Consider the following 26132-nt stretch of genomic DNA (forward strand, 5'->3'; position numbering starts at 1 on the left):
GCAGGGTTCCGGCCAGTGGAATTCGGCCCGTCGTTCAGCAGGTGAACAGGTTCGGTCGGTCGCTGAACGCTGTCGCAAGGCACGACAGACACGGGGAGCTGTCCTGTAAACGATGAATGCGCAAGGGAATTTAAGTGCTCACACACGAAGTTACAGGTTGCCCGGCAGGACTATTTGTCTGGTGAAGAGAATCACTACTTTAAATCTATATGAGAATTACTATAAATTACGCCCTTCAAGTTGCCACTATCATGCTACTGCCTCCAGTGCAGTCAGGATCGGGCTCAAGGACAGAAACCGCACCCCTTGCGGCCGGGAGTCATGTTGGAAAACTACTATCGCGAATTGGTGTGTTTCCTGAACGCCAAGCTCGGCAACCGCCAGGTCGCCGAAGATGTGGTGCATGACGCTTATGTACGGGTTCTGGAGCGTTCCAGCGACACGCCGATCGAGCAACCCCGGGCTTTCCTCTACCGCACCGCGCTCAATCTGGTAATCGACGACCATCGGCGCAATGCCCTGCGTCAGGTCGAATCGCTGGAAGTGCTCGACAGCGAAGAGCGCTATTTCACGCCGTCCCCCCACAACACGTTCGATCACGGTCAGCGACTGGAGATGCTCCAGCGTGCCCTGGCAGAACTTTCGCCGCTGTGCCGCGAAAGTTTTCTGTTGCGCAAGATCGAAGGTCTGTCGCATCCCGAAATCGCGCAGCACCTCGGGATTTCCAAGGCTCTGGTGGAAAAGCACATCGTCAACGCCATGAAACATTGCCGCCTGCGCATCAAGCAATGGGATGTCCATTGAGCCACCGGCGTTAAATTTTTTTTCACTGTCCTCGTTCCTACTCAACAGACGATCTGCTGTCCTGCTCAAGGCCGGTCAGGTCACTCAGGCTTTTCGTCCCCGCTGGTTCGGGGTTCCTCCAGAGGACACTGGAAATGACACAGGCAATTGCATCGCCCATCGTTCACGACCTGATCGGCGTCGGTTTCGGCCCTTCGAACCTGGCGCTGGCCATCGCTCTGCAAGAGCGCGGCCCGACCCAGGGCGAGCTGGATGTGCTGTTCCTCGACAAACAACCCCACTACAGCTGGCACGGCAACACCCTGTCGACCCAGAGCGAGTTGCAGATTTCCTTTCTCAAGGATCTGGTCACCCTGCGCAATCCGACCAGCCCGTACTCGTTCGTCAACTACCTCAAGCACCACGGCCGTCTGGTGGACTTCATCAACCTCGGCACCTTCTATCCGTGCCGCATGGAGTACAACGACTACCTGCGCTGGGTGGCCGGGCAGTTCACCGAACAGAGCCGCTACGGTGAAGAAGTGCTGACCATCGAGCCGGTGCTGCACAACCATCAGGTCGAAGCCCTGCGGGTGATTTCCCGTGATACCGAAGGCCAGCAGTTTGTGCGTACTGCGCGTTCGGTGGTGGTCAGCGCCGGCGGCACGCCACGCATTCCCGAAGCGTTCAAGGCGTTGAAGGGCGACGGTCGGGTGTTCCATCACTCGCAATACCTGGCCGAGATGGCCAAGCAGCCGTGCATCAACAACCAGCCAATGAGCATTGCGATCATCGGTGGCGGCCAGAGCGCGGCGGAAGCCTTCATCGACCTGAACGATTCGTTCCCGTCGGTGCAGGTCGACATGATCCTGCGCGGCTCGGCCCTGAAACCGGCGGACGACAGCCCGTTCGTCAACGAAGTGTTCTCGCCGGAATTCACCGACCTGATCTTCCAGCAGAAGAGCAGCGAGCGTGAGCGTCTGGTCAACGAGTACCACAACACCAACTACTCGGTGGTCGACATCGACCTGATCGAGCGCATCTACGGCATCTTCTATCGTCAGAAAGTCTCCGGCGTCGCGCGCCATGCGTTCCGCACCCTGACTACGGTCGAGAAAGCCACTGCCACCGAACACGGCATTGAACTGACCGTGCGCAACAATGCCACCGGCGAAGTCACCGTGCGTGCCTACGATGCAGTCGTGCTGGCCACCGGTTACGAGCGTCAGATGCACCGCAAACTGCTGGCGCCGCTGGAAGAATACCTGGGCGACTTCGAGGTCGATCGCAATTACCGGTTGATCACCGACGAGCGCTGCAAGGCCGGTCTGTACATGCAGGGCTTCTGCCAGGCCAGTCATGGTCTGAGCGATACGCTGCTGTCGATCCTGCCGATCCGCGCGGACGAGATTGCCGGCTCGCTGTATGAGCATGGCAAAAACCGCGGGCACAGCCGTTCGGTGATGGACTTGTTGCTGGCGACTGCCAGCTAAGTATCCTTTCAGCCTCCACACTGATCGTTCCCACGCTCTGCGTGGGAATGCCTCAAGGGACGCTCCGCGTTCCAATGGGACGCAGAGCGTGCCCGGCTGAATTCCCACGCAGAGCGTGGGAACGATCTCGGGGGCAATCCTGAACCCTTCCTGAACACCCGCCACATTCCCCGACACACTTCCTTTTGCGGGTTTACTCTCCTGAAATCGGGGCGTAAGCTTCGCGCGTTTTCATCAATAGCGGAGACCCACAGTGGGTACTTGTTCGAGTGACAGTTGTCGGCCGGTCCTTGTAACCGGCGGATTCTCGGCAAGATAACGCGCATTTCTTTGTGCCGTTGTCTCGCCGAACAGCGAGCAGCGGCATCCCGATCATGACCGGTCCCGGTCATGTCCCGACGTCCTTCTCATCGACACTGAAAAGCCTGTGAAGTCGACTTCATCGTCGTCATTGCAGCCCTATCGACACGCCTGTCTTTTCTGACCGGCGCGCCACGCCTTGCCGTGCCGGTTTTCCGGTGCCCAGGACGAGGACGTACCTGCTCGACGGTTTCCCGGCTGACCATAGGGGCAACAGCCATGAAACTTACGCTCAAGGAATTTTTCGCAGGCTTCCTGCGGACCCGCCACATCGCCCGGCACTTCCGTCGCCTGGCCTTGCTGGAAACCCTCAGCGACACCACGGTCAGCCGTGAAGTGCCGCCCACCCTCGCCAACACGCTGGTGGACGCCGCCCATTGCGACAGCGGCGTGCTGTTGTCGAAACTCGGCACCCACACTGATGGCCTCACCGATTTCGAAGTCGATGTGCTGCGTGCGCAGCACGGCCTCAACGAAGTCGAACACGAGCAACCGCTGCCGTGGTGGACCCACCTGTGGCACTGCTACAAGAACCCTTTCAACCTGCTGCTGACCCTGTTGGCGGTGATCTCGTGGCTGACCGAAGACCTCAAGGCCGCGATCGTGATTTTCTCGATGGTGGTGCTCTCGACGCTGCTGCGCTTCTGGCAGGAGAGCAAATCCAACCAGGCCGCCGACGCGCTCAAGGCGATGGTCAGCAACACCGCCACCGTGCTGCGCCGGGATGCGCCGCGTGCTGAGTTGCCGATCAAGCAACTGGTGCCCGGCGATCTGATCGTGCTGTCGGCCGGCGACATGATTCCTGCCGATTGCCGGGTGCTCAGCGCCAAGGATCTGTTCGTCAGCCAGGCGGCAATGACCGGTGAATCGATGCCGGTGGAAAAATTCCCGCGTCAGGCCGATCGCGACACGCGCAATCCGCTGGAGCTCGACAACATCCTGTTCATGGGCACCAACGTGGTGTCCGGCACGGCGGTGGCGGTGATTCTCACTACCGGCAACAGCACCTATTTCGGTGCACTGGCGCAGCGGGTCGGGGCGACGGATCGCGCGGTGACTTCGTTCCAGCAAGGGGTGAACAAAGTCAGCTGGCTGCTGATCCGCTTCATGTTCGTCATGGCGCCGCTGGTGTTGTTCATCAACGGTTTCACCAAGGGCGACTGGACCGAAGCGCTGCTGTTCGCGCTGTCGATTGCCGTGGGCCTGACCCCGGAAATGCTGCCGATGATCGTCACCTCGACGCTGGCCAAGGGCGCGGTGTTCCTGTCGCGCAAGAAAGTCATCGTCAAACGCCTGGATGCGATCCAGAACTTCGGCGCCATGGACGTGCTGTGCACCGACAAGACCGGCACACTGACCCAGGACAAGATTTTCCTGGCGCGTAACGTCGACGTCTGGGGCGAAGACTCCGATGACGTGCTCGAAATGGCCTACCTCAACAGCTATTACCAGACCGGTCTGAAAAACCTGCTCGACGTGGCGGTGCTGGAACACGTGGAAATCCACCGTGAGCTGAAGGTCGGCACGGCGTTTCGCAAGGTCGACGAGATCCCGTTCGATTTCAATCGCCGGCGGATGTCGGTGGTGGTGGAAGGGCGCGGCCAGCCGCATCAGCTGATCTGCAAGGGCGCGGTGGAAGAAGTGCTGGCGGTGTGCAGCCGGGTTCGTCACGGTGAAGTCGACGAAGCCTTGAGCGATGAATTGCTGGCGAAAATTCGTCAGGTCACCGCAGCATTCAACGCTGAAGGCTTGCGTGTGGTCGCGGTGGCGGCACGGTCGATGCCGCAGGGGCGCGACACTTACAGCCTGAGCGACGAGCAGGAACTGACGCTGATCGGTTACGTGGCGTTTCTCGATCCGCCGAAGGAAAGCACCGCACCAGCGCTGAAGGCCCTGGCCGAACACGGCGTGGCCGTGAAAGTGCTGACCGGCGACAACGAACTGGTGACCGCCAAGATCTGCCGCGAAGTGGGCCTGGCCCAGCAAGGCCTGTTGATGGGCAACGACATCGAACGCATGAGCGACGCCGAACTGGCGGTGGCGGTGGAAACCACCAACGTGTTTGCCAAGCTGACGCCGTCGCACAAGGAACGCGTCGTGCGCATCCTCAAGGGCAACGGCCACGTGGTCGGGTTCATGGGCGACGGCATCAACGACGCCCCGGCGCTACGCACCGCAGACATCGGGATTTCGGTGGACAGCGCGGTGGACATCGCCAAGGAAGCGGCCGACATCATCCTGCTGGAAAAGAGCCTGATGGTGCTGGAGGAGGGCGTGCTGGAAGGGCGTCGGACCTTCGCCAACATGCTCAAGTACATCAAGATGACCGCCAGCTCGAACTTCGGCAACGTCTTCTCGGTGCTGGTCGCCAGTGCGTTCATTCCGTTCCTGCCGATGCTGCCGATGCACCTGCTGGTGCAGAACCTGCTGTATGACATTTCGCAGATCGCGATCCCGTTCGACAACGTCGACGACGAGATGCTGAAACAGCCACAACGCTGGCAGCCGGGGGATGTCGGGCGCTTCATGCTGTTCTTCGGTCCGATCAGTTCGATCTTCGACATCACAACGTTCGCCTTGATGTGGTACGTGTTCGATGCCAACACCCCGGATCACCAGACCCTGTTCCAGTCCGGCTGGTTCGTGGTCGGGCTGCTGACCCAGACGCTGATCGTGCACATGATCCGCACGCCGAAGATTCCGTTCCTGCAAAGCCGCGCGGCGATGCCGCTGCTGGTGATGACCGCAATCATCATGGCCGTGGGCATCTTCCTGCCGATGGGGCCGCTGGCGCACTACTTCAAATTGCAGGCGCTGCCGTCGATGTACTTCGTGTTTCTGCCGGTGATCCTGCTGGCGTACATGGCGCTGACCCAGGCCGTCAAAGGCTTCTACATCCGCCGGTTCGGCTGGCAGTAACAGGCAAGATTCCCCCCTTGTGGGAGCGAGGGGGGGCGGTTTCAAGGAGTTCGACATGCAAGCGATCAACAATCTCAACCTCAGCTCATTGCTCGACACTTTGGTCAGCCTCAGCGCGGCGTTCATCCTAGGCGGCCTGATCGGCTTCGAACGCCAGTACCGGCAACGCACGGCGGGCTTGCGCACCAATGTGCTGGTGGCGGTCGGCGCGGCGATTTTCGTCGACATGGCCAACCGTCTCGCCGGGGCCGAAGGCGCGGTGCGGGTGGTCGCGTATGTGGTCTCCGGCATCGGCTTTCTCGGTGCCGGGGTGATCATGCGCGAAGAGGGCAACGTGCGCGGGCTCAATACCGCCGCCACGCTCTGGACCTCGGCGGCGGTTGGTGCCTGCGCCGGTGCCGACCTACTGGCCGAAGCGGTCCTGGGCACCTTGTTCGTGCTCGCCGCCAATACCTTGTTGCGGCCGATCGTCAACAACATCAACCGTCAGCCGCTGGACGTGGTCTCGGCGGAAGTCACCAACATTGTTTATGTCATCGCCCGGCGTTCGCAGCAGAAAGCCGTGTTCGCCTTGCTCGAGGCCGAGCTGGAACGCAGCAATTACCCGGCCAGCGATGTCGATATACATGCCTTCGGTGCCGATGAAATCGAGATCGAAGCGACGCTGGCCACCACCTCGGTGGACGGTGATGAACTGGATGCGCTGGTGGCGCGAATCTCGACGTCGACGCTGGTGGTGCAGGCGTTCTGGAGTCCGAGCACCACGGAGTAACTTTTTCAATCCCGATGAGTGACCGTGTTTTTCGGAAAAGTCCTACAGAGTGTATCCCGATGCTTGGGTAGTCTTGCCGCCACTTGAAGCGACTACCCGGACTTCCACATTGACCGACAAAACCCTGCGCATCCTGATCGCCGACTTGCAGCACTTTCATCGGATGAAGATCGAGCGCCTGTTCAACGGCCTGAATTACCACCGCATCGCGCCGGTACAAAACCTTGCCGAACTGTTGACCCTGGTCGATTACGGCTGTCAGCCGTTCGATGTCCTGGTGGTCAATGCCGAACTGGCGAGCGGGATCGCGGATCTGCCCGGTGTTCTGTTCGATCACCCACAAGTCCGACGGGCCCTGGTCTATGGTACGCCGGCGGATTCCACAGGGGTTCCCGGGCATTTCGAGGCAAAGATCATCACCTGCCCTGCAGCGCTGCCTTCATTCGACGAAATCGAACAGTTGATGACCTCGGTCGAGGCATCGCTTGGGCGATCATCGCGTCCACTATCACACATCGGTCTGGCGCGCACCTGTCAGATCTGACAGGTGATTCAGCGTGCACACCGTGCAACAGTTGTAGCGCAGCTACCAATAGTCCCGTTCATGCTGGATCGGTGGCGTCATGTCAGGTATTCGCCCCGGGAGTGGTCATGGGTTCAGCATTGATCGTTGATGATCATCCGGTGGTGGTTGGAGCCCTGCGTCTGGTTCTGGAGTCTGCGGGCTACAAACCGATTTATGTAACTTCCAAAGGCGTCGATGTGGTGCCAATGCTCCGTGAGCACACGCCGGATCTGGTCGTGCTCGACCTGAAACTCGATGGCTTCGGCGGCCTGGAAGTGTTGGCGCGCATCAGGGCCATCGGGCTGGTCTGCAAGGTGGTGATTTTCACCTCGGCCGAACCTGAACACTATGTGGTGCGCTGTCGACGTGCGGGGGCGATGGCTTTTGTCTCCAAGTCCGCCTCGATGCAGCATTTGCAGAATGCTATCAAGGCCGTCCGTTTGGGCTATAGCTACTTTCCTGAAGTGCCTGTCAATGCCGTGCAATCCGAAGCGCACCGCGATGAGCGAGAGCTGATCGCACTTCTGTCCACCCGCGAAATGGAAATCATGCTGAAGCTGGCCAGAGGTGAGTCCAACAAGCACATCGCTCTGACGATGAACCTCAGTCACAAAACCGTCAGCACCTACAAGAGCCGTTTGATGCTGAAACTCGGAGTGAGCTCGCTGGTGGCGTTGGGAGCGTTTGTCAAACGCAACGGCCTGTCTTGATCGGTAGCCTCATGATATGTCCTCTGCGGGCCGTACTTCTGTCGATACTGATGCTTGCAAGCGCAGCGCACGCGACCGGGCCGGCGCAGCGGCTCGAAATCGTCTCCCGCACCCGCCTGGAAGGCGTACAGATTCAACTGGACAAGCAGGATCGGCAGTGGCTGAGCACGCACCCGGTATTGCGCATCGGTGCCTCCTGGCCGGATTACCCGCCCTTTGAACTGACCCGCAAGCGCCATGAGCTGGAAGGCCTTACGGCCGATTACGCTGATACGATTGCGAAGATTTTGAACATCGACGTCGAAGTCTGGTGCTATGCCGACCGCGCAAGCGCCATGGCCGCGCTCAAGGCCGGTGAGGTAGACCTGCTGGGCACGTCGAACAACTTCGAGATCGCTGATCCCGAACTGATGCTGTCTCGCGCCTACGCCGAGGATCAGCCGATGTGGGTGACCCGGCTTAACAATGCGTTGCCGGGCGATCTGGCCGGCAAGCGGATCGCCATGGTGGACGACTACCTGCCAGCCTCGACCATTGAGGAGGCGTACCCGCAAGCATCCCTGCAACGCTATCGATCGATTCTCGATGCACTCGGCGCCGTGGCGTTCGGTCGGGATGATCTGTACCTCGGCGACTTCATCAGCGCCAGCTATCTGATCAACACTCACTTTCACAACGACCTGCAACTGGCGGGGCCGTCGGGCCTTGACGCCAACCCGTTCGGCTTCGCCCTGGCCCGCAGCAACACACGCTTGAAACGTCTGGTCGACAAGGCCTTGCTGGCGATTCCCATGGAACAGCGCCTGGCAATGGAGCTGCGCTGGAGCGCCGGTCGCGCCGACATGGCAGCGCAGTCGAGGGTCAGCCTGAGCGACAGCGAGCAACAATGGCTGGATCAGCATCCGGTGGTGCGGGTCGGCGCCATCGATGATTTTGCGCCGCTGGCATTCTTTGATGCCGATGGCCGGTTCAGCGGCCTGACTGCACAACTGCTCAACCTGATCAGTCAGCGCAGTGGCCTGACATTCGAGGTGGTGCGCGGTCAGTCGCTGGATCGTCAGGTCGAGCAACTCAGGAGCGGGCAACTGGATCTGCTGCCGGTGATGACACCGAGCCGCCAGCGCGAAACGCAAATGCTGCTTACCCGCTCGTACGCCAATAGCCCCTTTGTCTTGATCACCGATTTGAAGTCACAGGCGCCGCGCAGCCTCGAAGAGATGGCAGGTAGGCGCCTGGCGCTCTACCGCGGTAATCCACTGCGCGATTATCTGTTGGAGCACGTGCCGCAGATCAACCTGATCGAATTGCCAAGCCCGGCCGACGGCACGCAGGCGCTGCTCGACGGCAAGGCTGACGCGACATTGAGCTCGTTGCTGGTGGCGCGCTACCAGATCGATCACCAGTACCGTGATCGCTTGCGCATTGTTTCCACGCTGGGTGATCAGCCGGCCCGGGTCGCCATGGCCACGGCGCTCGATGCCCCGCAGTTGCAATCGATTCTGAACAAGGCACTGCTGAGCATCGCACCCCAGGAAATCGACGCTCTGGTCGCGCGCTGGAGTCGTAATGTGGTCCTGCAAGACAGCTATTGGCAGCGTCATCGAGAGCAAATTTTGCGTGGGTTTGCCGTTGCCGCGGGTTTGCTGTTGCTGGCATTGGGCTGGATCGGTTTTCAGCGTCGGCAGATCCGTCAGCGCCAGCGATGGGTTCAGCAGTTGCAGGAGGCCAAGGACGCGGCCGACGAAGCCAATCGTGCCAAAAGTACGTTTCTTGCAACCATGAGTCATGAAATCCGCACACCGATGAATGCCCTGATCGGCATGCTCGAACTGGCCCTCAAGCGTGCCGATGAAGGCGTGACCGATCGCCAGGCGATCGAAGTGGCGTCCAGCGCCGGGCAGCAACTGCTGGCTTTGATCGGCGATATTCTCGACATCGCGCGCATCGAGGCTGGGCATTTGTCGCTGGCCCCCGAGCGTGTCAATTTGCGCGAGGTGGTGGAGTCGGTGTGTCGGATTTTCGAAGGCCTGGCGCGGCAGAAGCCTTTATTGTGGAACGCAGAACTGGATAAGCGCAGCGACGTTGAGGTGATGCTCGACCCCCTACGCTTCAAGCAGATATTGTCGAATCTGTTGAGCAACGCGATCAAGTTCACCGACGATGGCGAGGTCAGCCTGCGCTTGCGCGTGTTCGGCGAACAGGGCGGGCTGATTGAAGTGGGCGTAGCCATTGAAGACAGTGGCCGGGGGATCAGCGCGGAAGATCAGCAGCGATTATTCAGACCGTTTGTGCAGGTCGGCAACCACTCATCAACGGCGCAGCGTGGCTCCGGCCTGGGGCTGGTGATCAGCCGCAACCTGTGCCGGTTGATGGGCGGCGATTTGTGGATGAACAGCGAGTTGAACCGCGGCACTCAGGTCATGCTGCGACTGGAGCTGCCGGTGCTGGCGCCGCTTGTGCAAGAGGCTGTGCCGGCGCCAGTGGCGGCGACGGTCAAGTCGCTGAACGTGCTGGTGGTGGATGACCATCCGGTGAATCGCCTGCTGTTGTGCCGGCAGTTGAGTGAACTCGGGCATCGCGCTGTTGACGCCGGTGGCGGTGAGGAAGGGCTCGCGCTGTGGCGCGAGCAATCTTTCGATGCACTGATCACCGACTGCAACATGCCGGAATTCAACGGATATGAACTGACAGGGGCGGTGCGTCGGGAAGAGGCTGCCATGGGCAGGACGCCCTGTCTGATCCTCGGATTTACCGCCAATGCGCAGATGGAAGAAAAGGAGCGATGCCGCGCGGCCGGGATGGACGATTGCCTGTTCAAACCGGTTCTGCTGCGCGAATTGAGCCTGGCCTTGATGGCCGCCGTCTCCGGGGGCTCGCAGGCCGACAGCGCGGACGATCCGGCACCGGCCGAGTTCGATCTGAGCGCGCTGTTGCAACTGGCGGGCGCGGACAACCCGCTGATCGACCAATTGCGTGAGGAGGTTTTGAGCAGCCTGCGCGTCGACCTGAAGCGTCTGGATGAATCGGGCCGCAAAAGTGATCGCGCAGATTTACGTGATCTGGCGCATCACGTCACGGGCGGGGCGCACATGATCGGTGCCGAGCGCGTGGTCTCGGCGTGTCGGTTACTCGAGCAAGCCTGTCGTGACGATGAGCCCGAAGCGGCATTGACGGCTGCCATCGATTCGCTGCGCGTGGCCATGCACGACCTCGCGCAGCAGCTTCAGGCCTGATCGGTCAGTCCCACTGCGGCGCGATGCCTTTGGGGCTGGTCAGGCGATGGCCGCGCTCCAGTGTGGCGATCAGCGCCATGTCGGCATCGCTCAGGGTCAGCGCCGTGGCGCCGAGGTTGCCTTGCAGGTTGGCGCGTTTGGTCGACGACGGAATCACCGCGTAACCCGACTGCATCGCCCACGCCAGAGTGACCTGCGCCGGGGTGGCTTGCAGACGCTCGGCGATCTGCACGATCAGCGGATCCTTCAGCACTTCGCCGTAGGCGAGGGTCATGTACGAGGTGATCTGAATGCCCTGACTCTGGGCGAATTCCACGACCTTACGGTTTTGCAGGTACGGGTGCAGCTCGATCTGGTTGGTGGCGATGTTTTGCGCACCGACCGCAGCAATCGCCTGTTTCATCAGGTCGATGGTGAAGTTGGACACGCCGATCTGCCGGGTCAGGCCCAGGCGTTTGGCTTCCAGCAACGCGCCCATGAACTCTTCGACCGGCACTTGATCTTCCGGCGATGGCCAGTGGATCAGCGTCAGGTCGAGGTAGTCGGTCTGCAGCTTTTGCAGGCTTTCCTTGAGGCTTTCGATCAGACGATCCTTGGCGAAGTTGGCGATCCAGATCTTGCTGGTGATGAACAGCTCTTCACGGGCAATGCCGCTGGCAGCGATGGCTGCGCCAACGTCGGCCTCGTTTTCGTAGATCTGTGCGGTGTCGATGACTCGGTAACCAAGTTCAAGGGCAGTGCTCACCGAATCGATGACCACCTGACCTTGCAGGCGAAACGTACCAAGACCGAAAGCGGGAACAGACATGCAGGACTCCAGGGTTGCAGTGGGAATGGGCAGGAGTATCCGCGTCTGATTCCTTGGGAAAAACCGCTGTCGGGGCAAAGTACTGTTGACTGAAAGTCAAGAATCACCGCGATCGATATCGTTCCACCAGTAGAACGATGAGGACGGTTTTGGCTGACTAGTACTAAATACATGACGAATTTATGATCGCTCCATGATCAACCTGATGACGGAGTCCACCATGAAAAACCTGATCGGTATCTACACCAGCCCTCGCGGCCACTGGGTCGGCGATGGGTTTCCGGTGCGCACCCTGTTTTCCTACGACAACCTGGGCCAGCACATCAGCCCGTTCCTGCTGTTGGATCACGCCGGTCCTGCGCATTTCACCCCGACTACTGAACGCCGCGGCGTGGGGCAGCATCCGCACCGTGGCTTCGAAACCGTGACCATCGTTTACGAAGGCGAAGTGCAGCACCGCGACTCCACCGGCAGCGGCGGCACCATCGGTCCGGGGGATGTGCAATGGATGACGGCGGCTTCCGGCATCCTGCATGAAGAGTTCCACTCGGAAAACTTCGCCAAAACCGGCGGCAATCTGGAAATGGTGCAGCTGTGGGTCAACCTGCCGGCGAAGGACAAAATGGCCGCGCCGGGTTACCAGACCATTCTGGACAGTGATATTCCGCAAATCGCGCTCAAGGACGGTGCCGGCAGCCTGCGGCTGATCGCCGGTGAGTTCGACGGCCACAAAGGTCCATCCCGCACGTTCACGCCTATCGATGTGTGGGATCTGCGGCTGAACACCGGCAAGTTGCTCACGCTGGACTTGCACGAAGGCCGCAACACGGCGCTGGTGGTGTTGAAGGGGTCGGTTCAGATCAACGGTGGGGAGTCGATGCGCGAAGGCCAGTTGGCGCTGTTCGAGCGTGATGGCGATCGCATCACCCTTGAAGCCAGCGCGGACGCGGTGGTGCTGCTGCTCAGCGGCGAGCCGATCGACGAGCCGATTGTCGGCCACGGCCCGTTCGTGATGAACACCGAGCAGGAAATCCATCAGGCTTTCGCCGACTTCCAGTCCGGCCGCTTCGGCCAGATGCACGGCTGAAAATCCCGGCAGGCGCCACGTGCGCCTGCCGGTTTTTTTTGCGCACGCGCATTAGCGCTCATCCCGCCAAATCAATTACTCCTACACTGAGCCCAATCTGTGCGATCTTCTCGCGATTGGCCCCTGTCGGAGTTGTTTGATGCTGTCTCTGCTCACCGATCATCCGTTGTTTTGCGCCTTGATCCTGATCCTGGTCGATCTCGGTCTGTGGCGCCTGATCAGCGCCCACGGCAGCGCATGGAAACTGTTGGTGCGGGTGCTGATTTTTGCCCTGTTCAGCATTCTGCTGTTCAACGAAGGGCTCAACCCGATGGAGCCTGCGCCGTGGGCCGACAATGTGCCGTTGCACCTGGCGGCGACCGGGTTGCAGATCGGCTGGTGGCTGTTCGGCGCGCGCACTCTGACGGTGTTGATCGGTGCGGTGATGATGCAACGGGTCGGGCACACCGGGCGGTTGTTGCAGGATCTGCTCGGTGCGGTGATTTTCCTGATCGCAATCATCGCGGCACTGGCCTATGTGCTGGATCTGCCGGTCAAGGGCGTGCTGGCAACCTCCGGGGCGCTGGCGATCATCGTCGGTCTGGCGTTGCAGAGCACCTTGAGTGACGTGTTTTCCGGGATCGTGCTCAACACCACCAAGCCTTATCAACTGGATGACTGGATTTCCATCGACGGCACCGAAGGCCGGGTCACCGACATCGACTGGCGCGCCACGCGCCTGCAAACCAGTCAGGGCAGCATGGCGGTGATTCCCAACTCGCTGGCGGCCAAGGCGAAGATCATCAACTTCAGCCGGCCGAGCAATATGTTCGGGGTGGCCGTCAGCGTGCAGGTCAGTCCCCATGCGCGGCCCAGCTCGGTGATTGATGCCCTGGAGCGGGCGATGCAGGGCTGCCGCCAGTTATTGGAGAGCCCCGCGCCGAGTGTCGCGCTGAAGAGCTCCAACAGTGCGGGTGCCGAATATGAAATCAGCGGGTTCGTCGCCTCGATGAGCGAAAAGCGCGTGGTGCGCAATCAGCTGTTCGACCTGGCGTACCGGCACCTGCAAGCGTCCGGGGTCAATCTGCTGTCGAGCGATGAGCCTGGCGTGCCGAGCAATCTCTCGCGCCCTCGGGCGTTGCTCGACAGCTCGCCGATTTTCTCCACCCTGCGTCAGGAGGAGAAAGAAACCTTCAGCCAGAACATGACCCTGCAAACTTTCCGGGCCGGCGAGACGATCCTCGCGGGCGGCGAGGTCAGCGATCACCTGTTCATCATCGAGTCCGGCGTGGTCTCGGTGACGCTCAAGCGCCATGGCGCGCCGTTCGAGTCAGGACGGATGGGGCCGGGTGAAGTGATCGGCGAGGCGGGGATTCTGTCCGATACGTCATTGCCGGCCGACTTCTCCGCCAAGACCTTCTGCGCGCTGTATCGCATTGAAAAGTCTTATCTCAAGCCGTGCCTGGACGCTCGTCACGACATCAACGACGCGATGCAGGCGCTGCTCGATTTCCGCCTGCACAAGGCGCAATCCCTGACGGAAGAAACGCCGGTGGCGCTGCCGAAGAAAGGTTTCCTGCAATGGCTGCGCAATCGCGTCTGACTGTTCAGCGCAGGCCGTAATCCGCCAGTTTGCGTTCCAGGTTCAGGCGCACCTGCGGCCATTCGTCATCGATGATGCTGAAGCGCACCGAGTTGCGCTTGCGGCCGTCCGGCATGATGCGTTCGTGGCGGACGATGCCTTCCTGTTGCGCGCCGAGCCGCAGAATCGCGTTACGCGACTTCTGGTTGTTTTCGTCGGTGGTGAACTGCACCCGCACGCAATCGAGCACCTCGAACGCGTGGCGCAGCATCAGGTACTTGGCCTCGGTGTTGACGAAGGTCTTCTGAAATCGTGCCGAAATCCAGCTGCTGCCGATCTCCAGCTTGCGGTTGAGCGGGTCGATCTTCCAGAACCGGGTCGAGCCGATCACCTCGCCGGTTTCCTTCAGTACGATGACAAACGGCATGACCGTTCCCGCCTCACGGCCGTCGAGGGCCTTCTTCAGGTAAGCGTCGACGGTGGTCGCCGACGGCACCACGGTGACCGTGAGGTTCCACAGTTCACCGTCGGCGGCAGCGCGGAGCAGGGCATCGGCGTCGGCGTATTGAAGCGGGCGCAGGATGATGCCCTGGCCTTGCAGCGTGGTTTGCATGTGGGGATTCTCGGCGATCGGGCGAGGGCTTATTACGCCGTACGGGAAGGATCCGACGCAACCGTCGCGGTGGGCGGATGTCAGAGTTTTTATCGGTCATTGGCAGGAACCCGGACGATGAAAAAAATGCGCATTGCCACGTTCAACGTCAACGGCCTGCGGGCCCGACTGCCAAACCTGCTGGAATGGCTCAGGCGCGAGCAGCCGGACATCGCCTGTTTGCAGGAGCTGAAACTGGTGGACAGCGCGTTTCCCGCCGCCGAGCTGGAGGCTGCCGGTTACGGCGCCATCTGGCACGGTCAGGCGTCATGGAACGGCGTGGCGATTCTTGCCCGCGATGCGCAACCGCTGGAGAGCCGGCGCGGTTTGCCCGGCGATCCCGACGATAAACACAGCCGCTACCTCGAAGCAGCGGTGCACGGGGTGTTGGTGGGATGCCTGTACCTGCCCAATGGCAACCCGCAACCGGGGCCGAAGTTCGACTACAAACTGGCCTGGTTCGAGCGTCTGATCAAATACGCCAAGGATCTGCAAAGCAGCGATCATCCGGTGGTGCTGGCTGGCGATTACAACGTGGTGCCTACCGATCTGGATATCTACAACACCCGTTCCTGGCTCAAGGACGCGCTGTTGCAACCGCAAAGCCGCGAGTGCTATCAGCGTCTGCTGGATCAGGGCTGGACGGATTCGTTGCGGCATCTGTATCCCGAGGATCGGCTGTACACCTTCTGGGATTATTTCCGCCAACACTGGCAGAAGAACTCCGGGCTGCGGATCGACCATCTGCTGCTCAATCCGAAGCTGACGCCTTATTTGCACGAGGCGGGGGTGGATGCCTGGGTGCGTAATGAACCGCATGCCAGTGATCACGCGCCAACGTGGATTCGTATCGATTCGCGTAAAAGACGCTAGCCGGTGATTGGTTAATTCAATTGTCGATTCGAGGCCCGGATCCCGTATACATGGCGACCATCGGCGGAACGATCCGCGCCCCCATGCGAAAGGACCCAGCCATGAGCGAGCCACGCCTGACGAATCTGAAACAGTATCTGCAACGCCTGGGATTCGATGCGCCCCCGGCACCGATCCTTGAAACCTTGCGCCTGCTGCAGCTGCGCCATACCGGCGCCTTTGCTTTCGAAAACCTGTCGACGCTGAGTGGCGAACCTGTGCTGATCGATCTGCCCTCCATTGAACGCAAGGTCCTGAACGACGCCCGTGGCGGTTACTGCTACGAGCTGAACAACCTGTTTCTGGCCTTGTTGCTGGAGCTGGGGTTCGATGCGCGGGGCATCAGCGGGCGCGTGGTCATGAATCAGCCCGAAGGCAGTTGGACGGCGCGCACCCACCGCTTGAGCCTGGTGACCATCGATGGCGTGCGCTACATCACCGACGTCGGCTTCGGCGGCATGGTCCCGACCGCGCCGCTGGTGCTGGATACCGAAGCCGAGCAATCCACCCCGCACGAACCGTATCGCATCGAAGTGCAGGCCGATGGCTACATGTTGCGGGCCAAGGTTGCTGGCGAATGGCGGCCGATGTACCTGTTCGACCTGCAGCGCCAGGAAGACATCGATTACACCCTCGGCAACTGGTACGTCTCGACCCACCCGGACTCACCATTCGCCCAGCGCCTGATGGTGGCGCGTACCGGCGACGGCTGGCGGCGTACGCTGAACAACGGCAGTTTCGCCATTCACCGCATCGGCGCCGAGAGCGAGCGGCGCGAAGTGACAGATGTTGATGAACTGATCGAATTGCTGGAACGGGAATTTGGCCTGCGCTTGCCGCACCAGCCCGGTGCACGAGAGGCTCTGGCGCGCTTGATTCAGCCAAGTTGAATGCTACGGTTTGACGTCCGGTTCCAGTACCCGCCGGATCTCGTTCACGGCCGCCGACAGTTTTTTCTCAAGGCTTTTGAGGTCGGTGGCGGTGATGCCTTGCTTGAATTGCCCGCTGGAATGCTCGAGTTCCTCGGTTGCGCCACGGCTGTTAAGCAATGCGTGGCGCAGGGTGTTGTTGATGACCGTCTGATAGCCAAACCCCTCGCTTTCAGCGACCTCGCGCGCGGCTTCGATCACCGCGTCATCGAGCATGATGGTGATGCGGGTCTTGCCCTTGATCGGCGCGATGGCGCCGCGTTTACCCTGGCTGAAATCGTACTCATCCTTCATTGATCACCTCTGCGCAAAGTTGCCATCGTTCGCTGGGCTCGAATGCGTTGGCAGCATTCTTGCTTTTGTCGAACTGAATCTTGAATGACTTCATTATGCATACTTTATATGTATAAAAGAGTGCGGCCGCGCCGTCGGTCGCCATGAACACTTCAGCCTAGGCGGATAAAACGTGGACTCGATTGGGGATGTGTTGCCGAATTTGTGGGATGAAAGCTGCGAGATAGAAGGTTGGGTGGCTAGCTAACCATTATGTGACTGATAAGTTGTATACAAGTCTATGGACATTTGTCCTGACTCTTGCATACAGTGTGCGCATAACAAAAACCAGGGAACTCCCCCACCATGAAAACGCCCCATGTTTCACACCAACGGCCCGAGGACGAGAATCTCGGGGTCGGCGCGAATATGGCTTACGGCCTGCAACACGTTCTGACCATGTATGGCGGTATCGTCGCGGTGCCACTGATCATCGGTCAGGCCGCCGGGCTATCGCCGGCGGACATCGGTCTGTTGATTGCTGCTTCATTGTTTGCGGGGGGGCTGGCCACGTTGCTGCAAACCCTGGGTTTACCGTTTTTCGGCTGTCAGTTGCCGCTAGTGCAGGGCGTGTCGTTTTCCGGTGTCGCGACCATGGTGGCGATTGTCAGCAGCGGCGGGGAGGGCGGCTTCCAGTCGGTGCTCGGCGCAGTGATAGCCGCGTCGTTGATTGGCTTGCTGATCACCCCGGTGTTCTCGCGAATCACCAAGTTCTTCCCGCCGCTGGTAACCGGCATTGTGATCACCACCATCGGCCTGACGCTGATGCCGGTGGCCGCACGCTGGGCCATGGGCGGCAACAGTCATGCGCCTGATTTCGGCAGCATGCAGAACATCGGTCTGGCGGCGGTCACGCTGGTACTGGTGTTGTTGCTGAGCAAGGTCGGCAGCTCCACCATCTCGCGTCTGTCGATCCTGTTGGCCATGGTGATCGGCACGGTGCTGGCGGTGTTCCTCGGCATGGCGGATTTCTCCAGCGTCACCCAGGGCCCGATGTTCGGCTTCCCGACGCCGTTCCATTTCGGCATGCCGACCTTCCACTTCGCCGCGATCCTGTCGATGTGCATCGTGGTCATGGTGACCCTGGTGGAAACCTCGGCGGACATCCTGGCGGTCGGTGAAATCATCGGCACCAAGGTCGACTCCAAGCGTCTGGGCAACGGCCTGCGGGCGGACATGCTGTCGAGCATGTTTGCGCCGATCTTCGGCTCGTTCACCCAAAGTGCCTTCGCCCAGAACGTCGGGCTGGTGGCGGTGACCGGGATCAAGAGCCGCTATGTGGTGGCGACCGGCGGTATCTTCCTGGTGATCCTCGGCCTGCTGCCGTTCATGGGCCGGGTCATCGCAGCCGTGCCGACCTCGGTACTCGGCGGCGCCGGTATCGTGCTGTTCGGCACCGTGGCGGCGAGTGGTATCCGCACCTTGTCCAAGGTTGATTACCGCAACAACGTCAACCTGATCATCGTCGCCACCTCGATCGGCTTCGGCATGATCCCGATTGCCGCGCCGAACTTCTACGATCACTTCCCGAGCTGGTTCGCGACCATTTTCCATTCGGGCATCAGCTCGTCGGCGATCATGGCGATCCTGCTGAACCTGGCGTTCAACCACTTCACGGCGGGTAACTCGGATCAGCAGTCGGTGTTCGCGGCAGCAGAAGAGCGGACCCTGCGTTATCGCGATCTGGCAGCGTTGCGTGAAGGCGACTACTTCAGCGACGGCAAGCTGCATGACTGCGACGGCAACGAAGTACCGGTGATCGATCCGGATGCAGATCACGGTCATGGCGTACCGAAGGCACATGCCAAGAGCAGCGAGCACGTCTGACCGTTGTCGTTGAACGAAAAGGGCCGATCAGCTGGAAAACTGATCGGCCCTTTTTCTATGTCGCCTTTTTTTCAGCGCCCACAAAAAAGCCCCTGAATCTTTCGATTCAGGGGCTCTGTATTTGGCTCCACAACCTGGACTCGAACCAGGGACCCAGTGATTAACAGTCACTTGCTCTACCAACTGAGCTATTGCGGAATTGGTGCGTATGTTACTGATTTAAAAAGACTAGTCAAGCGCGAGATGTAAATTTGTTGGAAAGGTCAGGACGGGCGGCGGTTTATCGGCGATTGGCGGTTACCAGAACTCCACCAGAGGTCTACCATGGCCGCCCCGGAAGTGGTCACACGCGCTGCCGGCCATTCGCCGAAAAGGTACGCGCCATGAATAGTCCCATCCTAACCCGTCGTCCTGTCGAGGTGTTCGCATGAGCACCGCGCAAATCAGCCTGCCCAAAGGCGTTGGCCCACATGCCGAAAAGCTTTACGACGCGATCACTCAGGCCGGTACGGCTGAAGAGCTGAACCGCGCAGGCGGCAAGGCCGAAGGTTTTGTCCTCGGCCTGGAAAGCACCAAGGCCATCAAGAGCCAGATCGCCGAATCGCTCTACGTCGTTTATGACGATGCGGCGACTCAGCGTGCAGCGGAACTGGCTTAACCGCCGAAGGTGAAGGTGCCGAGCATCAGTTTGGCGTACAGCATCGTCGCACCCAGTTGCACCAGCCACAGCGCCAGCCCGCCGAGAAACACCCCGGCCGCGACTTGCAGCACCAGGTTGTTGCCGCGTTTGGCCGGGGCGCGGGGGATGAAGTCATCCAGATCGTCGCGGTCGGCGCGCAGGTCATCGTTTTTCATGTCGTCTCTCTGAAATATCGTTTGGGTGCAGTCTAGAGGGTGTAGCGGTTTTTCTTCAGACAAATAAAAAACGGGAAGCCCGAAGACTTCCCGTTTTCAGTGCGGCGCCGGATCAGATGACCTGAACGATGGCGTCCGTCACGGCTTCGATGTTGCTCTGGTTCAGCGCGGCGACGCAGATGCGGCCGGTGTCCAGGGCGTAGATGCCGAACTCGTTGCGCAGGCGGTGAACCTGTTCGGTGGTCAGGCCGGAGTAGGAGAACATGCCGCGCTGACGACCGACGAAGCTGAAGTCACGCTGCGGGGCTTTCTTGGCCAGCAGAGCAACCATCTGCTCGCGCATGCCGCGAATGCGCAGGCGCATTTCAGCCAGTTCGGCTTCCCACTGGGCGCGCAGTTCCGGGCTGTTCAATACCGCAGCAACGATGCTTGCACCGTGGGTCGGCGGGTTGGAGTAGTTGGTGCGGATCACGCGTTTGACTTGCGACAGGACGCGGGCGCTTTCTTCTTTCGATTCGCTGATGATCGACAGCGCACCGACGCGCTCGCCGTACAGCGAGAACGACTTGGAGAACGAGCTCGATACGAAGAAGGTCAGGCCGGATTCGGCAAACAGACGCACGGCAGCGGCGTCTTCGGCGATGCCGTCACCGAAGCCCTGGTAAGCCATGTCGAGGAACGGCACGTGCCCTTTGGCCTTGACCGCTTCCAGCACGTTGTTCCAGTCCGCCGGGCTCAGGTCGACGCCGGTTGGGTTGTGGCAGCAGGCGTGCAGCACGACGATCGAGCCGTTCGGCAGGGCGTTCAGGTCTTCGAGCAGGCCGGCACGGTTCACGTCGTGGGTGGCGGCGTCGTAGTAGCGGTAGTTCTGCACCGGGAAACCGGCGGTTTCGAACAGCGCGCGGTGGTTTTCCCAGCTCGGGTCGCTGATCGCCACTACGGCATTGGGCAGCAGTTGCTTGAGGAAGTCGGCACCGATTTTCAGTGCGCCGGTACCGCCGACGGCCTGAGTAGTGACAACGCGGCCAGCCGCCAGCAGTGGCGAATCATTGCCGAACAGCAGCTTTTGCACGGCCTGGTCGTAGGCCGCGATGCCGTCGATCGGCAGGTAGCCACGGGAGGCATGCTGAGCGGCGCGAAGGGTTTCGGCTTCGATGACGGCGCGCAGGAGTGGAATTCGCCCCTCTTCGTTGCAGTACACACCCACCCCGAGGTTGACCTTATTGGTCCGGGTATCGGCGTTGAATGCTTCGTTGAGGCCCAGGATTGGATCGCGGGGTGCCATTTCGACAGCGGAGAACAGGCTCATTTTTACGGCAGCTCTGAATGGAGAGTGGAGGGACGTGTCGCGCTCCAGCCGAATGCACTAGAGCGGTGCACAAACGGGGAGCTAGTATAGAGGCCATCATCGATCAATGGCGACAGGCGATTCGGCTTTTAAGGTAAGTTTTTCCGATTATTTCTCGACCGTTAGTCGAATGGACTTGTCGGAGACTTTACCGGATGTAGGACGTTTGCCTTGAAAGGCGAGGCAATCGGCTCCACATTCAGCACAATCTTCGTTTTTCCTTGCGCGACATCGGTCGTTTGCGGTCTTTCTCGTGGTGCTGCGGTTGCCCGCCGCGTCGCGATTCCAGAGGTGTTTATGTCTGAATTCCAGCTCGTCACCCGATTCGACCCTGCCGGCGATCAGCCTGAAGCCATTCGCCTGATGGTCGAAGGCATCGAAGCCGGTTTGTCGCACCAGACGCTGCTCGGGGTGACCGGGTCGGGCAAGACCTTCAGCATCGCCAATGTGATCGCCCAGGTGCAGCGCCCGACCCTGGTGCTGGCGCCGAACAAGACCCTGGCCGCGCAGTTGTACGGCGAGTTCAAGTCGTTCTTTCCGAACAACGCCGTCGAGTACTTCGTTTCCTACTACGACTACTACCAGCCCGAAGCCTACGTGCCATCGTCCGACACCTTTATCGAGAAGGATGCGTCGATCAACGACCACATCGAGCAGATGCGCCTGTCAGCGACCAAGGCGTTGCTGGAGCGCAAGGATGCGATCATCGTCACCACGGTGTCGTGCATCTACGGTCTGGGCAGCCCGGAAACCTATTTGAAAATGGTCTTGCACGTCGATCGCGGCGACAAGCTCGACCAGCGTGCGCTGGTGCGGCGCCTGGCCGACCTGCAATACACCCGCAACGACATGGATTTCGCCCGAGCGACCTTCCGGGTGCGCGGCGATGTGATCGACATCTACCCGGCGGAATCCGACCTCGAAGCGATCCGCATCGAGTTGTTCGATGACGAAGTGGAGAGCATTTCCGCGTTCGACCCGCTGACCGGCGAGGTCATCCGCAAGCTGCCGCGCTTCACCTTCTATCCGAAAAGCCACTACGTGACGCCGCGGGAAACCCTGCTCGATGCCATCGAGGGGATCAAGGTCGAGTTGCAGGAACGCCTGGAATACCTGCGCAACAACAACAAACTGGTGGAAGCCCAGCGTCTGGAGCAGCGCACCCGGTTCGACCTGGAGATGATCCTCGAACTCGGTTATTGCAACGGCATCGAAAACTACTCGCGCTACCTGTCCGGGCGTCCGGCCGGGGCACCGCCGCCGACGCTTTACGATTACCTGCCGGCCGACGCCTTGCTGGTGATCGACGAATCCCACGTCAGCGTGCCGCAGGTCGGCGCGATGTATAAGGGCGACCGCTCGCGTAAAGAGACCCTGGTGGAATACGGCTTCCGCCTGCCATCGGCGCTGGACAACCGGCCGATGCGCTTCGACGAGTGGGAAGGGGTCAGCCCGCAGACGATTTTCGTCTCGGCCACGCCCGGCAACTACGAAGCCGAACACGCCGGCCGGGTGATCGAACAGGTTGTGCGCCCGACCGGTCTGGTCGACCCGCAGGTTGAAGTGCGTCCGGCGCTGACCCAGGTCGACGATCTGCTCTCGGAAATCACCAAGCGCGTCGCGGTAGAGGAGCGAGTGCTGGTCACCACGCTGACCAAGCGCATGGCCGAAGATCTGACCGATTACCTGGCCGATCACGGCGTGCGCGTGCGTTATCTGCACTCGGACATCGACACCGTCGAGCGGGTCGAAATCATCCGCGACCTGCGCCTCGGCACCTTTGATGTGCTGGTGGGGATCAACCTGCTGCGTGAAGGCCTGGACATGCCGGAAGTGTCGCTGGTGGCGATTCTCGACGCGGACAAGGAAGGTTTCCTGCGTTCCGAGCGGTCGCTGATCCAGACCATCGGCCGGGCGGCGCGTAACCTCAATGGCCGGGCGATTCTCTACGCGGATCGCATCACCGGTTCGATGGAGCGGGCGATTGGCGAAACCGAGCGCCGTCGTGACAAGCAGATCGCCTTCAACCTGGCCAACGGCATCACGCCGAAGGGCGTGTTCAAGGACGTCGCCGACATCATGGAAGGCGCCACCGTGCCCGGTTCGCGCAGCAAGAAGCGCAAGGGCATGGCCAAGGCCGCCGAAGAAAACGCCAAGTACGAAGCCGAACTGCGCTCGCCGAGCGAGATCACCAAGCGCATCCGCCAACTGGAAGAGAAGATGTACCAGTTGGCCCGCGACCTGGAATTCGAAGCGGCCGCGCAGATGCGCGACGAAATCGCCAAGCTTCGTGAGCGTTTGTTGGCCGTTTAACGGAGCATTCCCACGCTCCGCGTGGGAATGCAGCCCTGGACGCTCTGCGTCCGCTCAAGGTTAATGTGCCTCGCCGGCCTTCAGTCCGGCGGGCAATTTCTTGGTCAGCAAAATCGCCAACATGCTGATCCCCAGCGCAATCCCGACAAAATGAAACGCATCGTTGTAGGCCATGATCAGCGCCTGCTGATGGACGATTTCGCTCAATTTTCCCAGCGCCGCCGTGTCACTGCCAAAGCGATCGCTCATCGACGCCAGGCGTTCGGCAACCTGCGGATTGGTCGGCACCACCGCTTCACGCAGGTAATCGAAGTAGGTCTTGGTGCGCGCATCCAGCAGGGTGGCGAGCAGGGCGATGCCGATGGCACCGCCGAGGTTGCGCAGGATGTTGAACAGGCTCGACGCCGAACCCGCGTCCTGCGGCAGGATATATGCCGTGGCGATCAGCGAAATGGTCACCATGATCAGCGGCTGGCCCAGCGCCCGGATGATCTGAATCTGGTTGAACTGCGGCCCGGCGAAATCCGGATTGAGCACCCCGGAGGAAAAACTCGCCAGCCCGAACAGGCCGAAACCGATCGTGCACAGCCATTTCGGCGAGACGAATTTCATCAGTTTCGGCACCAGCGGAATCAGAAACAGCTGCGGCACGCCCATCCACATGATCACTTCGCCGATCTGCAAGGCGTTGTAGTTCTGGATCTGCGCCAGATACAGCGGCAGCAGATAGATCGAACCGTACAGCCCGACGCCCATGCCGAGGCTGGAAATGCTCGACAGGCCGAAATTGCGGTTGCGCAGGATCCCGAGGTTGATCAGCGGATTGGGCTTGGAAATCTGCACGATCACAAAGGTGATCAAACTCAGCAGGGCGATGCTGCCCAGCGTCACGATCAGGCTCGATTCCAGCCAGTCCTTGCGATGGCCTTCCTCGAGAAAAACCTGCAAGCAACCGAGGCCGACGCCCAGCGTGAGAATGCCGGTGTAATCGGTGCTTTTCAGCAGCTCCCAATGCGCTTCTTTTTTCTCCAGGCCGTACATCAGCCCGGCGATCATGATCAGGCCCGGCGGGATGTTGATATAGAAGATGTATTCCCAGCCCCAGTTCTCCGTGAGCCAGCCGCCGAGGGTCGGTCCGATGGATGGGGCGAAGGTAGCGGTCATGGCGAACATCGCCATGCCTTTGGCCCGGTGGTGTTCGGGGAGTTTGATCAGGGTCAGGGTGAAGGCCAGCGGGATCAGCGCGCCACCGGTGAAGCCCTGCATGGCACGAAACACGATCATGCTCTCCAGGCTCCAGGCCATTGAGCACAGCAGCGACGAAATCAGAAACCCCAGCGACACCCACACTGCCAGCCGCCGTGCCGACAGCAACTGCACCAGCCAGGCGGTCAGCGGGATCATGATGATTTCCGCCACCAGATAAGACGTCGAAATCCACGAGCCTTCTTCAAGCGTCGCCGACAGGGCGCCCTGAATATCCTTGAGCGAGGAGTTGGTGATCTGGATGTCGAGCACCGCCATGAAGGCGCCGAGCATCACGCTCATCACCGCAATCCAGTCCCGCCGGGTCGGTTCGCCGACCGGGCGGATCAGTGAATCACCGGCCATTGTCAGGGGCGTCTTTGATGTTCACGGTGGCGGTGACGGACATGCCCGGACGGATCTTGCCGTGCAGCGGGTTATCGGCCTTGAAGGTCAGCTTGACCGGAATCCGCTGTACGACCTTGGTGAAGTTGCCGGTGGCGTTGTCCGGCGGCAACAGGCTGAACTGCGCGCCGGAGGCGGCGAACAGGCTGTCGACCCGGGCCTCGATCGGCGTATCGCCGTAGGCATCGAAAAGCAGCTCGGCTTTCTGGCCCGGCTGCATGTGACCGATTTGGGTTTCCTTGAAATTGGCCTGCACCCAAATGTCTTCGTCCGGAACGATTGAAAGCAGATAGGCGCCGGCCTGCACCACCTGACCATTGCGCGCCGCGCGCTGGCCGATCAGGCCGCTGATCGGTGCGTGGATTTCACTGCGCGTCAGGTTCAGTTCGGCCTGGGCGAGGTCGGCGCGGGCGTTGGCGATCTGCGCGTCGAGGCGTTTGATTTCGGCCGTAAGTGCATTGACTTGCTGGCGCTGGCTCTGGGCATCGGCCTGGGCCTTGGCCACTTGCGAGCGAGCGATGTGGGCGTCGGCGGAAAGGGTGGTGACCCGCTCCTCGGAGACGTAGCCGGGTTTACGCAGGGTTTCTGCCCGCGACAAATCCATCTGCGAGCGCCCGAGGGTGGCTTGCGTGGTTGCCACTTGTGCATCGCTGGCGGCGATCAGGCTCGATTGCTGAGTCAATTTGCTCTGGGCCTGCAGGCGTTCGGCTTCGCGGGTGGCGAGGGCGGCATTGGCGCGATCGACAGCGAGGCGGAAATCATTCGGTTCGAGACGGATCAGCAACTGGCCTTTTTCCACATGCTGGTTGTCCTGCACCAGCACTTCCTCGATGCGTGCGCTCAACTGGCTCGATACCCGGGTGATTTCACCCTGGACATAGGCGTTGTCGGTGCTTTCATAAAAGCGTCCCTTGAAAAACCAATGGGCGAAAAAGCCCCCGGCAATCAGCAGGACCAGCAACAGGAAAATGAACAGGCGACGCTTGAGTTGGGCAGGCATGGGCAAACTGTAGTCGAGGAAT

The 26132-nt window shown here is 60.5% G+C and carries 21 protein-coding genes and 1 tRNA gene; 14 read left to right on the forward strand and 8 right to left on the reverse strand.

Translation table 11 applies throughout. The features are described 5' to 3' along the window. The first annotated feature begins 321 nt into the window (after positions 1 to 321). The 7 genes from AC07Y2_RS18715 (at position 322) to AC07Y2_RS18745 (ending at position 10835) form a co-directional block, all read left to right on the forward strand. The gene (locus AC07Y2_RS18715) at positions 322 to 804 is read left to right on the forward strand and encodes a sigma-70 family RNA polymerase sigma factor (protein ID WP_039770110.1); all 483 of its coding nucleotides are present in this window, start codon (positions 322 to 324) and stop codon (positions 802 to 804) included. A 134-nt stretch (positions 805 to 938) separates the two neighbouring features. After that, on the forward strand, positions 939 to 2276 hold the full coding sequence (locus tag AC07Y2_RS18720) for a lysine N(6)-hydroxylase/L-ornithine N(5)-oxygenase family protein (RefSeq protein ID WP_074687670.1): 1338 nt from the start codon (positions 939 to 941) through the stop codon (positions 2274 to 2276). A 579-nt stretch (positions 2277 to 2855) separates the two neighbouring features. Further along, complete coding sequence (mgtA, locus tag AC07Y2_RS18725) at positions 2856 to 5555, forward strand: magnesium-translocating P-type ATPase (protein ID WP_103386605.1); 2700 nt, start codon at positions 2856 to 2858, stop codon at positions 5553 to 5555. A 55-nt stretch (positions 5556 to 5610) separates the two neighbouring features. Next, positions 5611 to 6327 carry an MgtC/SapB family protein gene (locus AC07Y2_RS18730; protein WP_103386606.1) on the forward strand — a complete coding sequence of 239 codons (717 nt, stop codon included), beginning with the start codon at positions 5611 to 5613 and terminating at the stop codon, positions 6325 to 6327. Positions 6328 to 6436: 109 nt separating this feature from the next. Further along, positions 6437 to 6871 carry a chemotaxis protein CheY gene (locus AC07Y2_RS18735; protein WP_103386607.1) on the forward strand — a complete coding sequence of 145 codons (435 nt, stop codon included), beginning with the start codon at positions 6437 to 6439 and terminating at the stop codon, positions 6869 to 6871. A gap of 107 nt (positions 6872 to 6978) precedes the next feature. Then, the gene (locus AC07Y2_RS18740) at positions 6979 to 7602 is read left to right on the forward strand and encodes a response regulator transcription factor (protein ID WP_103386608.1); all 624 of its coding nucleotides are present in this window, start codon (positions 6979 to 6981) and stop codon (positions 7600 to 7602) included. A gap of 11 nt (positions 7603 to 7613) precedes the next feature. Continuing rightward, complete coding sequence (locus tag AC07Y2_RS18745) at positions 7614 to 10835, forward strand: ATP-binding protein (RefSeq protein ID WP_103386609.1); 3222 nt, start codon at positions 7614 to 7616, stop codon at positions 10833 to 10835. A gap of 4 nt (positions 10836 to 10839) precedes the next feature. On the opposite strand, the gene dkgB is transcribed toward AC07Y2_RS18745, so the two are convergent. Beyond that, entirely contained in the window at positions 10840 to 11643 is an 804-nt protein-coding gene (dkgB, locus tag AC07Y2_RS18750; protein WP_074687676.1) for a 2,5-didehydrogluconate reductase DkgB, read from the reverse strand. Positions 11644 to 11863: 220 nt separating this feature from the next. On the opposite strand from dkgB, the gene AC07Y2_RS18755 reads away from it, so the two are divergent. Further along, the gene (locus tag AC07Y2_RS18755; protein WP_103386640.1) at positions 11864 to 12730 is read left to right on the forward strand and encodes a pirin family protein; all 867 of its coding nucleotides are present in this window, start codon (positions 11864 to 11866) and stop codon (positions 12728 to 12730) included. Between the two features lie 139 nt (positions 12731 to 12869). Continuing rightward, positions 12870 to 14312: a mechanosensitive ion channel family protein gene (locus AC07Y2_RS18760; RefSeq protein ID WP_103386610.1), complete on the forward strand. Its 1443-nt coding sequence runs from the start codon at positions 12870 to 12872 to the stop codon at positions 14310 to 14312. Between the two features lie 4 nt (positions 14313 to 14316). Here AC07Y2_RS18760 and AC07Y2_RS18765 read toward each other — a convergent pair whose 3' ends face one another. Further along, the gene (locus tag AC07Y2_RS18765) at positions 14317 to 14904 is read right to left on the reverse strand and encodes a GNAT family N-acetyltransferase (protein WP_074687678.1); all 588 of its coding nucleotides are present in this window, start codon (positions 14902 to 14904) and stop codon (positions 14317 to 14319) included. Between the two features lie 117 nt (positions 14905 to 15021). Between AC07Y2_RS18765 and xth the strand changes: the two genes are divergently transcribed. Further along, on the forward strand, positions 15022 to 15816 hold the full coding sequence (gene xth, locus AC07Y2_RS18770) for an exodeoxyribonuclease III (protein WP_103386611.1): 795 nt from the start codon (positions 15022 to 15024) through the stop codon (positions 15814 to 15816). 101 nt (positions 15817 to 15917) lie between these two features. Continuing rightward, complete coding sequence (locus AC07Y2_RS18775) at positions 15918 to 16745, forward strand: arylamine N-acetyltransferase family protein (protein WP_103386612.1); 828 nt, start codon at positions 15918 to 15920, stop codon at positions 16743 to 16745. A gap of 3 nt (positions 16746 to 16748) precedes the next feature. Here the strand turns inward: AC07Y2_RS18775 and AC07Y2_RS18780 are convergent, their stop codons facing one another. Continuing rightward, positions 16749 to 17078, reverse strand: a complete 330-nt coding sequence (locus AC07Y2_RS18780; protein WP_039770133.1) for a BrnA antitoxin family protein — start codon at positions 17076 to 17078, stop codon at positions 16749 to 16751. Between the two features lie 345 nt (positions 17079 to 17423). Here AC07Y2_RS18780 and AC07Y2_RS18785 point away from each other — a divergent pair, with 345 nt between their 5' ends. Continuing rightward, positions 17424 to 18944 carry a nucleobase:cation symporter-2 family protein gene (locus tag AC07Y2_RS18785; protein WP_039770135.1) on the forward strand — a complete coding sequence of 507 codons (1521 nt, stop codon included), beginning with the start codon at positions 17424 to 17426 and terminating at the stop codon, positions 18942 to 18944. A 122-nt stretch (positions 18945 to 19066) separates the two neighbouring features. Here the strand turns inward: AC07Y2_RS18785 and AC07Y2_RS18790 are convergent. After that, positions 19067 to 19142 (reverse strand) — tRNA-Asn (locus AC07Y2_RS18790). Between the two features lie 229 nt (positions 19143 to 19371). Between AC07Y2_RS18790 and AC07Y2_RS18795 the strand changes: the two genes are divergently transcribed. Then, a complete protein-coding gene (locus tag AC07Y2_RS18795) occupies positions 19372 to 19602 on the forward strand; it encodes a hypothetical protein (protein ID WP_039770137.1) in 231 nt (76 codons plus the stop codon). Here AC07Y2_RS18795 and AC07Y2_RS18800 read toward each other — a convergent pair. Next, the gene (locus AC07Y2_RS18800) at positions 19599 to 19799 is read right to left on the reverse strand and encodes a hypothetical protein (protein WP_007956421.1); all 201 of its coding nucleotides are present in this window, start codon (positions 19797 to 19799) and stop codon (positions 19599 to 19601) included. The two genes, AC07Y2_RS18795 and AC07Y2_RS18800, sit on opposite strands and share 4 nt — an antisense overlap. A 112-nt stretch (positions 19800 to 19911) precedes the next feature. Then, the gene (locus AC07Y2_RS18805) at positions 19912 to 21108 is read right to left on the reverse strand and encodes an amino acid aminotransferase (protein WP_039770139.1); all 1197 of its coding nucleotides are present in this window, start codon (positions 21106 to 21108) and stop codon (positions 19912 to 19914) included. A 336-nt stretch (positions 21109 to 21444) separates the two neighbouring features. Between AC07Y2_RS18805 and uvrB the strand changes: the two genes are divergently transcribed. Continuing rightward, positions 21445 to 23460, forward strand: coding sequence for an excinuclease ABC subunit UvrB (uvrB, locus tag AC07Y2_RS18810; protein ID WP_039770141.1), 2016 nt, complete (start codon positions 21445 to 21447; stop codon positions 23458 to 23460). Between the two features lie 60 nt (positions 23461 to 23520). On the opposite strand, the gene AC07Y2_RS18815 is transcribed toward uvrB, so the two are convergent. Both AC07Y2_RS18815 and AC07Y2_RS18820 read right to left on the reverse strand, forming a co-directional pair. Further along, positions 23521 to 25071, reverse strand: a complete 1551-nt coding sequence (locus AC07Y2_RS18815; RefSeq protein ID WP_103386613.1) for an MDR family MFS transporter — start codon at positions 25069 to 25071, stop codon at positions 23521 to 23523. Beyond that, complete coding sequence (locus tag AC07Y2_RS18820; RefSeq protein WP_064594815.1) at positions 25061 to 26110, reverse strand: HlyD family secretion protein; 1050 nt, start codon at positions 26108 to 26110, stop codon at positions 25061 to 25063. The genes AC07Y2_RS18815 and AC07Y2_RS18820 overlap by 11 nt, the downstream gene beginning before the upstream one ends. Positions 26111 to 26132: the final 22 nt, after the last annotated feature.

The organism is Pseudomonas sp. GW456-12-1-14-TSB6, from assembly GCF_059424205.1.

What these genes read in the sequence shown, in the direction of transcription:
- AC07Y2_RS18715 (WP_039770110.1), top strand. Translation starts at nt 322, where the DNA reads ATGTTGGAAAACTACTATCGCGAATTGGTGTGTTTCCTGAACGCCAAG.
- AC07Y2_RS18720 (WP_074687670.1), top strand. Translation starts at nt 939, where the DNA reads ATGACACAGGCAATTGCATCGCCCATCGTTCACGACCTGATCGGCGTC.
- mgtA (WP_103386605.1), top strand. Translation starts at nt 2,856, where the DNA reads ATGAAACTTACGCTCAAGGAATTTTTCGCAGGCTTCCTGCGGACCCGC.
- AC07Y2_RS18730 (WP_103386606.1), top strand. Translation starts at nt 5,611, where the DNA reads ATGCAAGCGATCAACAATCTCAACCTCAGCTCATTGCTCGACACTTTG.
- AC07Y2_RS18740 (WP_103386608.1), top strand. Translation starts at nt 6,979, where the DNA reads ATGGGTTCAGCATTGATCGTTGATGATCATCCGGTGGTGGTTGGAGCC.
- AC07Y2_RS18745 (WP_103386609.1), top strand. Translation starts at nt 7,614, where the DNA reads ATGATATGTCCTCTGCGGGCCGTACTTCTGTCGATACTGATGCTTGCA.
- dkgB (WP_074687676.1), bottom strand. Translation starts at nt 11,643, where the DNA reads ATGTCTGTTCCCGCTTTCGGTCTTGGTACGTTTCGCCTGCAAGGTCAG.
- AC07Y2_RS18755 (WP_103386640.1), top strand. Translation starts at nt 11,864, where the DNA reads ATGAAAAACCTGATCGGTATCTACACCAGCCCTCGCGGCCACTGGGTC.
- AC07Y2_RS18760 (WP_103386610.1), top strand. Translation starts at nt 12,870, where the DNA reads ATGCTGTCTCTGCTCACCGATCATCCGTTGTTTTGCGCCTTGATCCTG.
- AC07Y2_RS18765 (WP_074687678.1), bottom strand. Translation starts at nt 14,904, where the DNA reads ATGCAAACCACGCTGCAAGGCCAGGGCATCATCCTGCGCCCGCTTCAA.
- xth (WP_103386611.1), top strand. Translation starts at nt 15,022, where the DNA reads ATGAAAAAAATGCGCATTGCCACGTTCAACGTCAACGGCCTGCGGGCC.
- AC07Y2_RS18775 (WP_103386612.1), top strand. Translation starts at nt 15,918, where the DNA reads ATGAGCGAGCCACGCCTGACGAATCTGAAACAGTATCTGCAACGCCTG.
- AC07Y2_RS18780 (WP_039770133.1), bottom strand. Translation starts at nt 17,078, where the DNA reads ATGAAGGATGAGTACGATTTCAGCCAGGGTAAACGCGGCGCCATCGCG.
- AC07Y2_RS18785 (WP_039770135.1), top strand. Translation starts at nt 17,424, where the DNA reads ATGAAAACGCCCCATGTTTCACACCAACGGCCCGAGGACGAGAATCTC.
- AC07Y2_RS18795 (WP_039770137.1), top strand. Translation starts at nt 19,372, where the DNA reads ATGAGCACCGCGCAAATCAGCCTGCCCAAAGGCGTTGGCCCACATGCC.
- AC07Y2_RS18800 (WP_007956421.1), bottom strand. Translation starts at nt 19,799, where the DNA reads ATGAAAAACGATGACCTGCGCGCCGACCGCGACGATCTGGATGACTTC.
- AC07Y2_RS18805 (WP_039770139.1), bottom strand. Translation starts at nt 21,108, where the DNA reads ATGAGCCTGTTCTCCGCTGTCGAAATGGCACCCCGCGATCCAATCCTG.
- uvrB (WP_039770141.1), top strand. Translation starts at nt 21,445, where the DNA reads ATGTCTGAATTCCAGCTCGTCACCCGATTCGACCCTGCCGGCGATCAG.
- AC07Y2_RS18815 (WP_103386613.1), bottom strand. Translation starts at nt 25,071, where the DNA reads ATGGCCGGTGATTCACTGATCCGCCCGGTCGGCGAACCGACCCGGCGG.
- AC07Y2_RS18820 (WP_064594815.1), bottom strand. Translation starts at nt 26,110, where the DNA reads ATGCCTGCCCAACTCAAGCGTCGCCTGTTCATTTTCCTGTTGCTGGTC.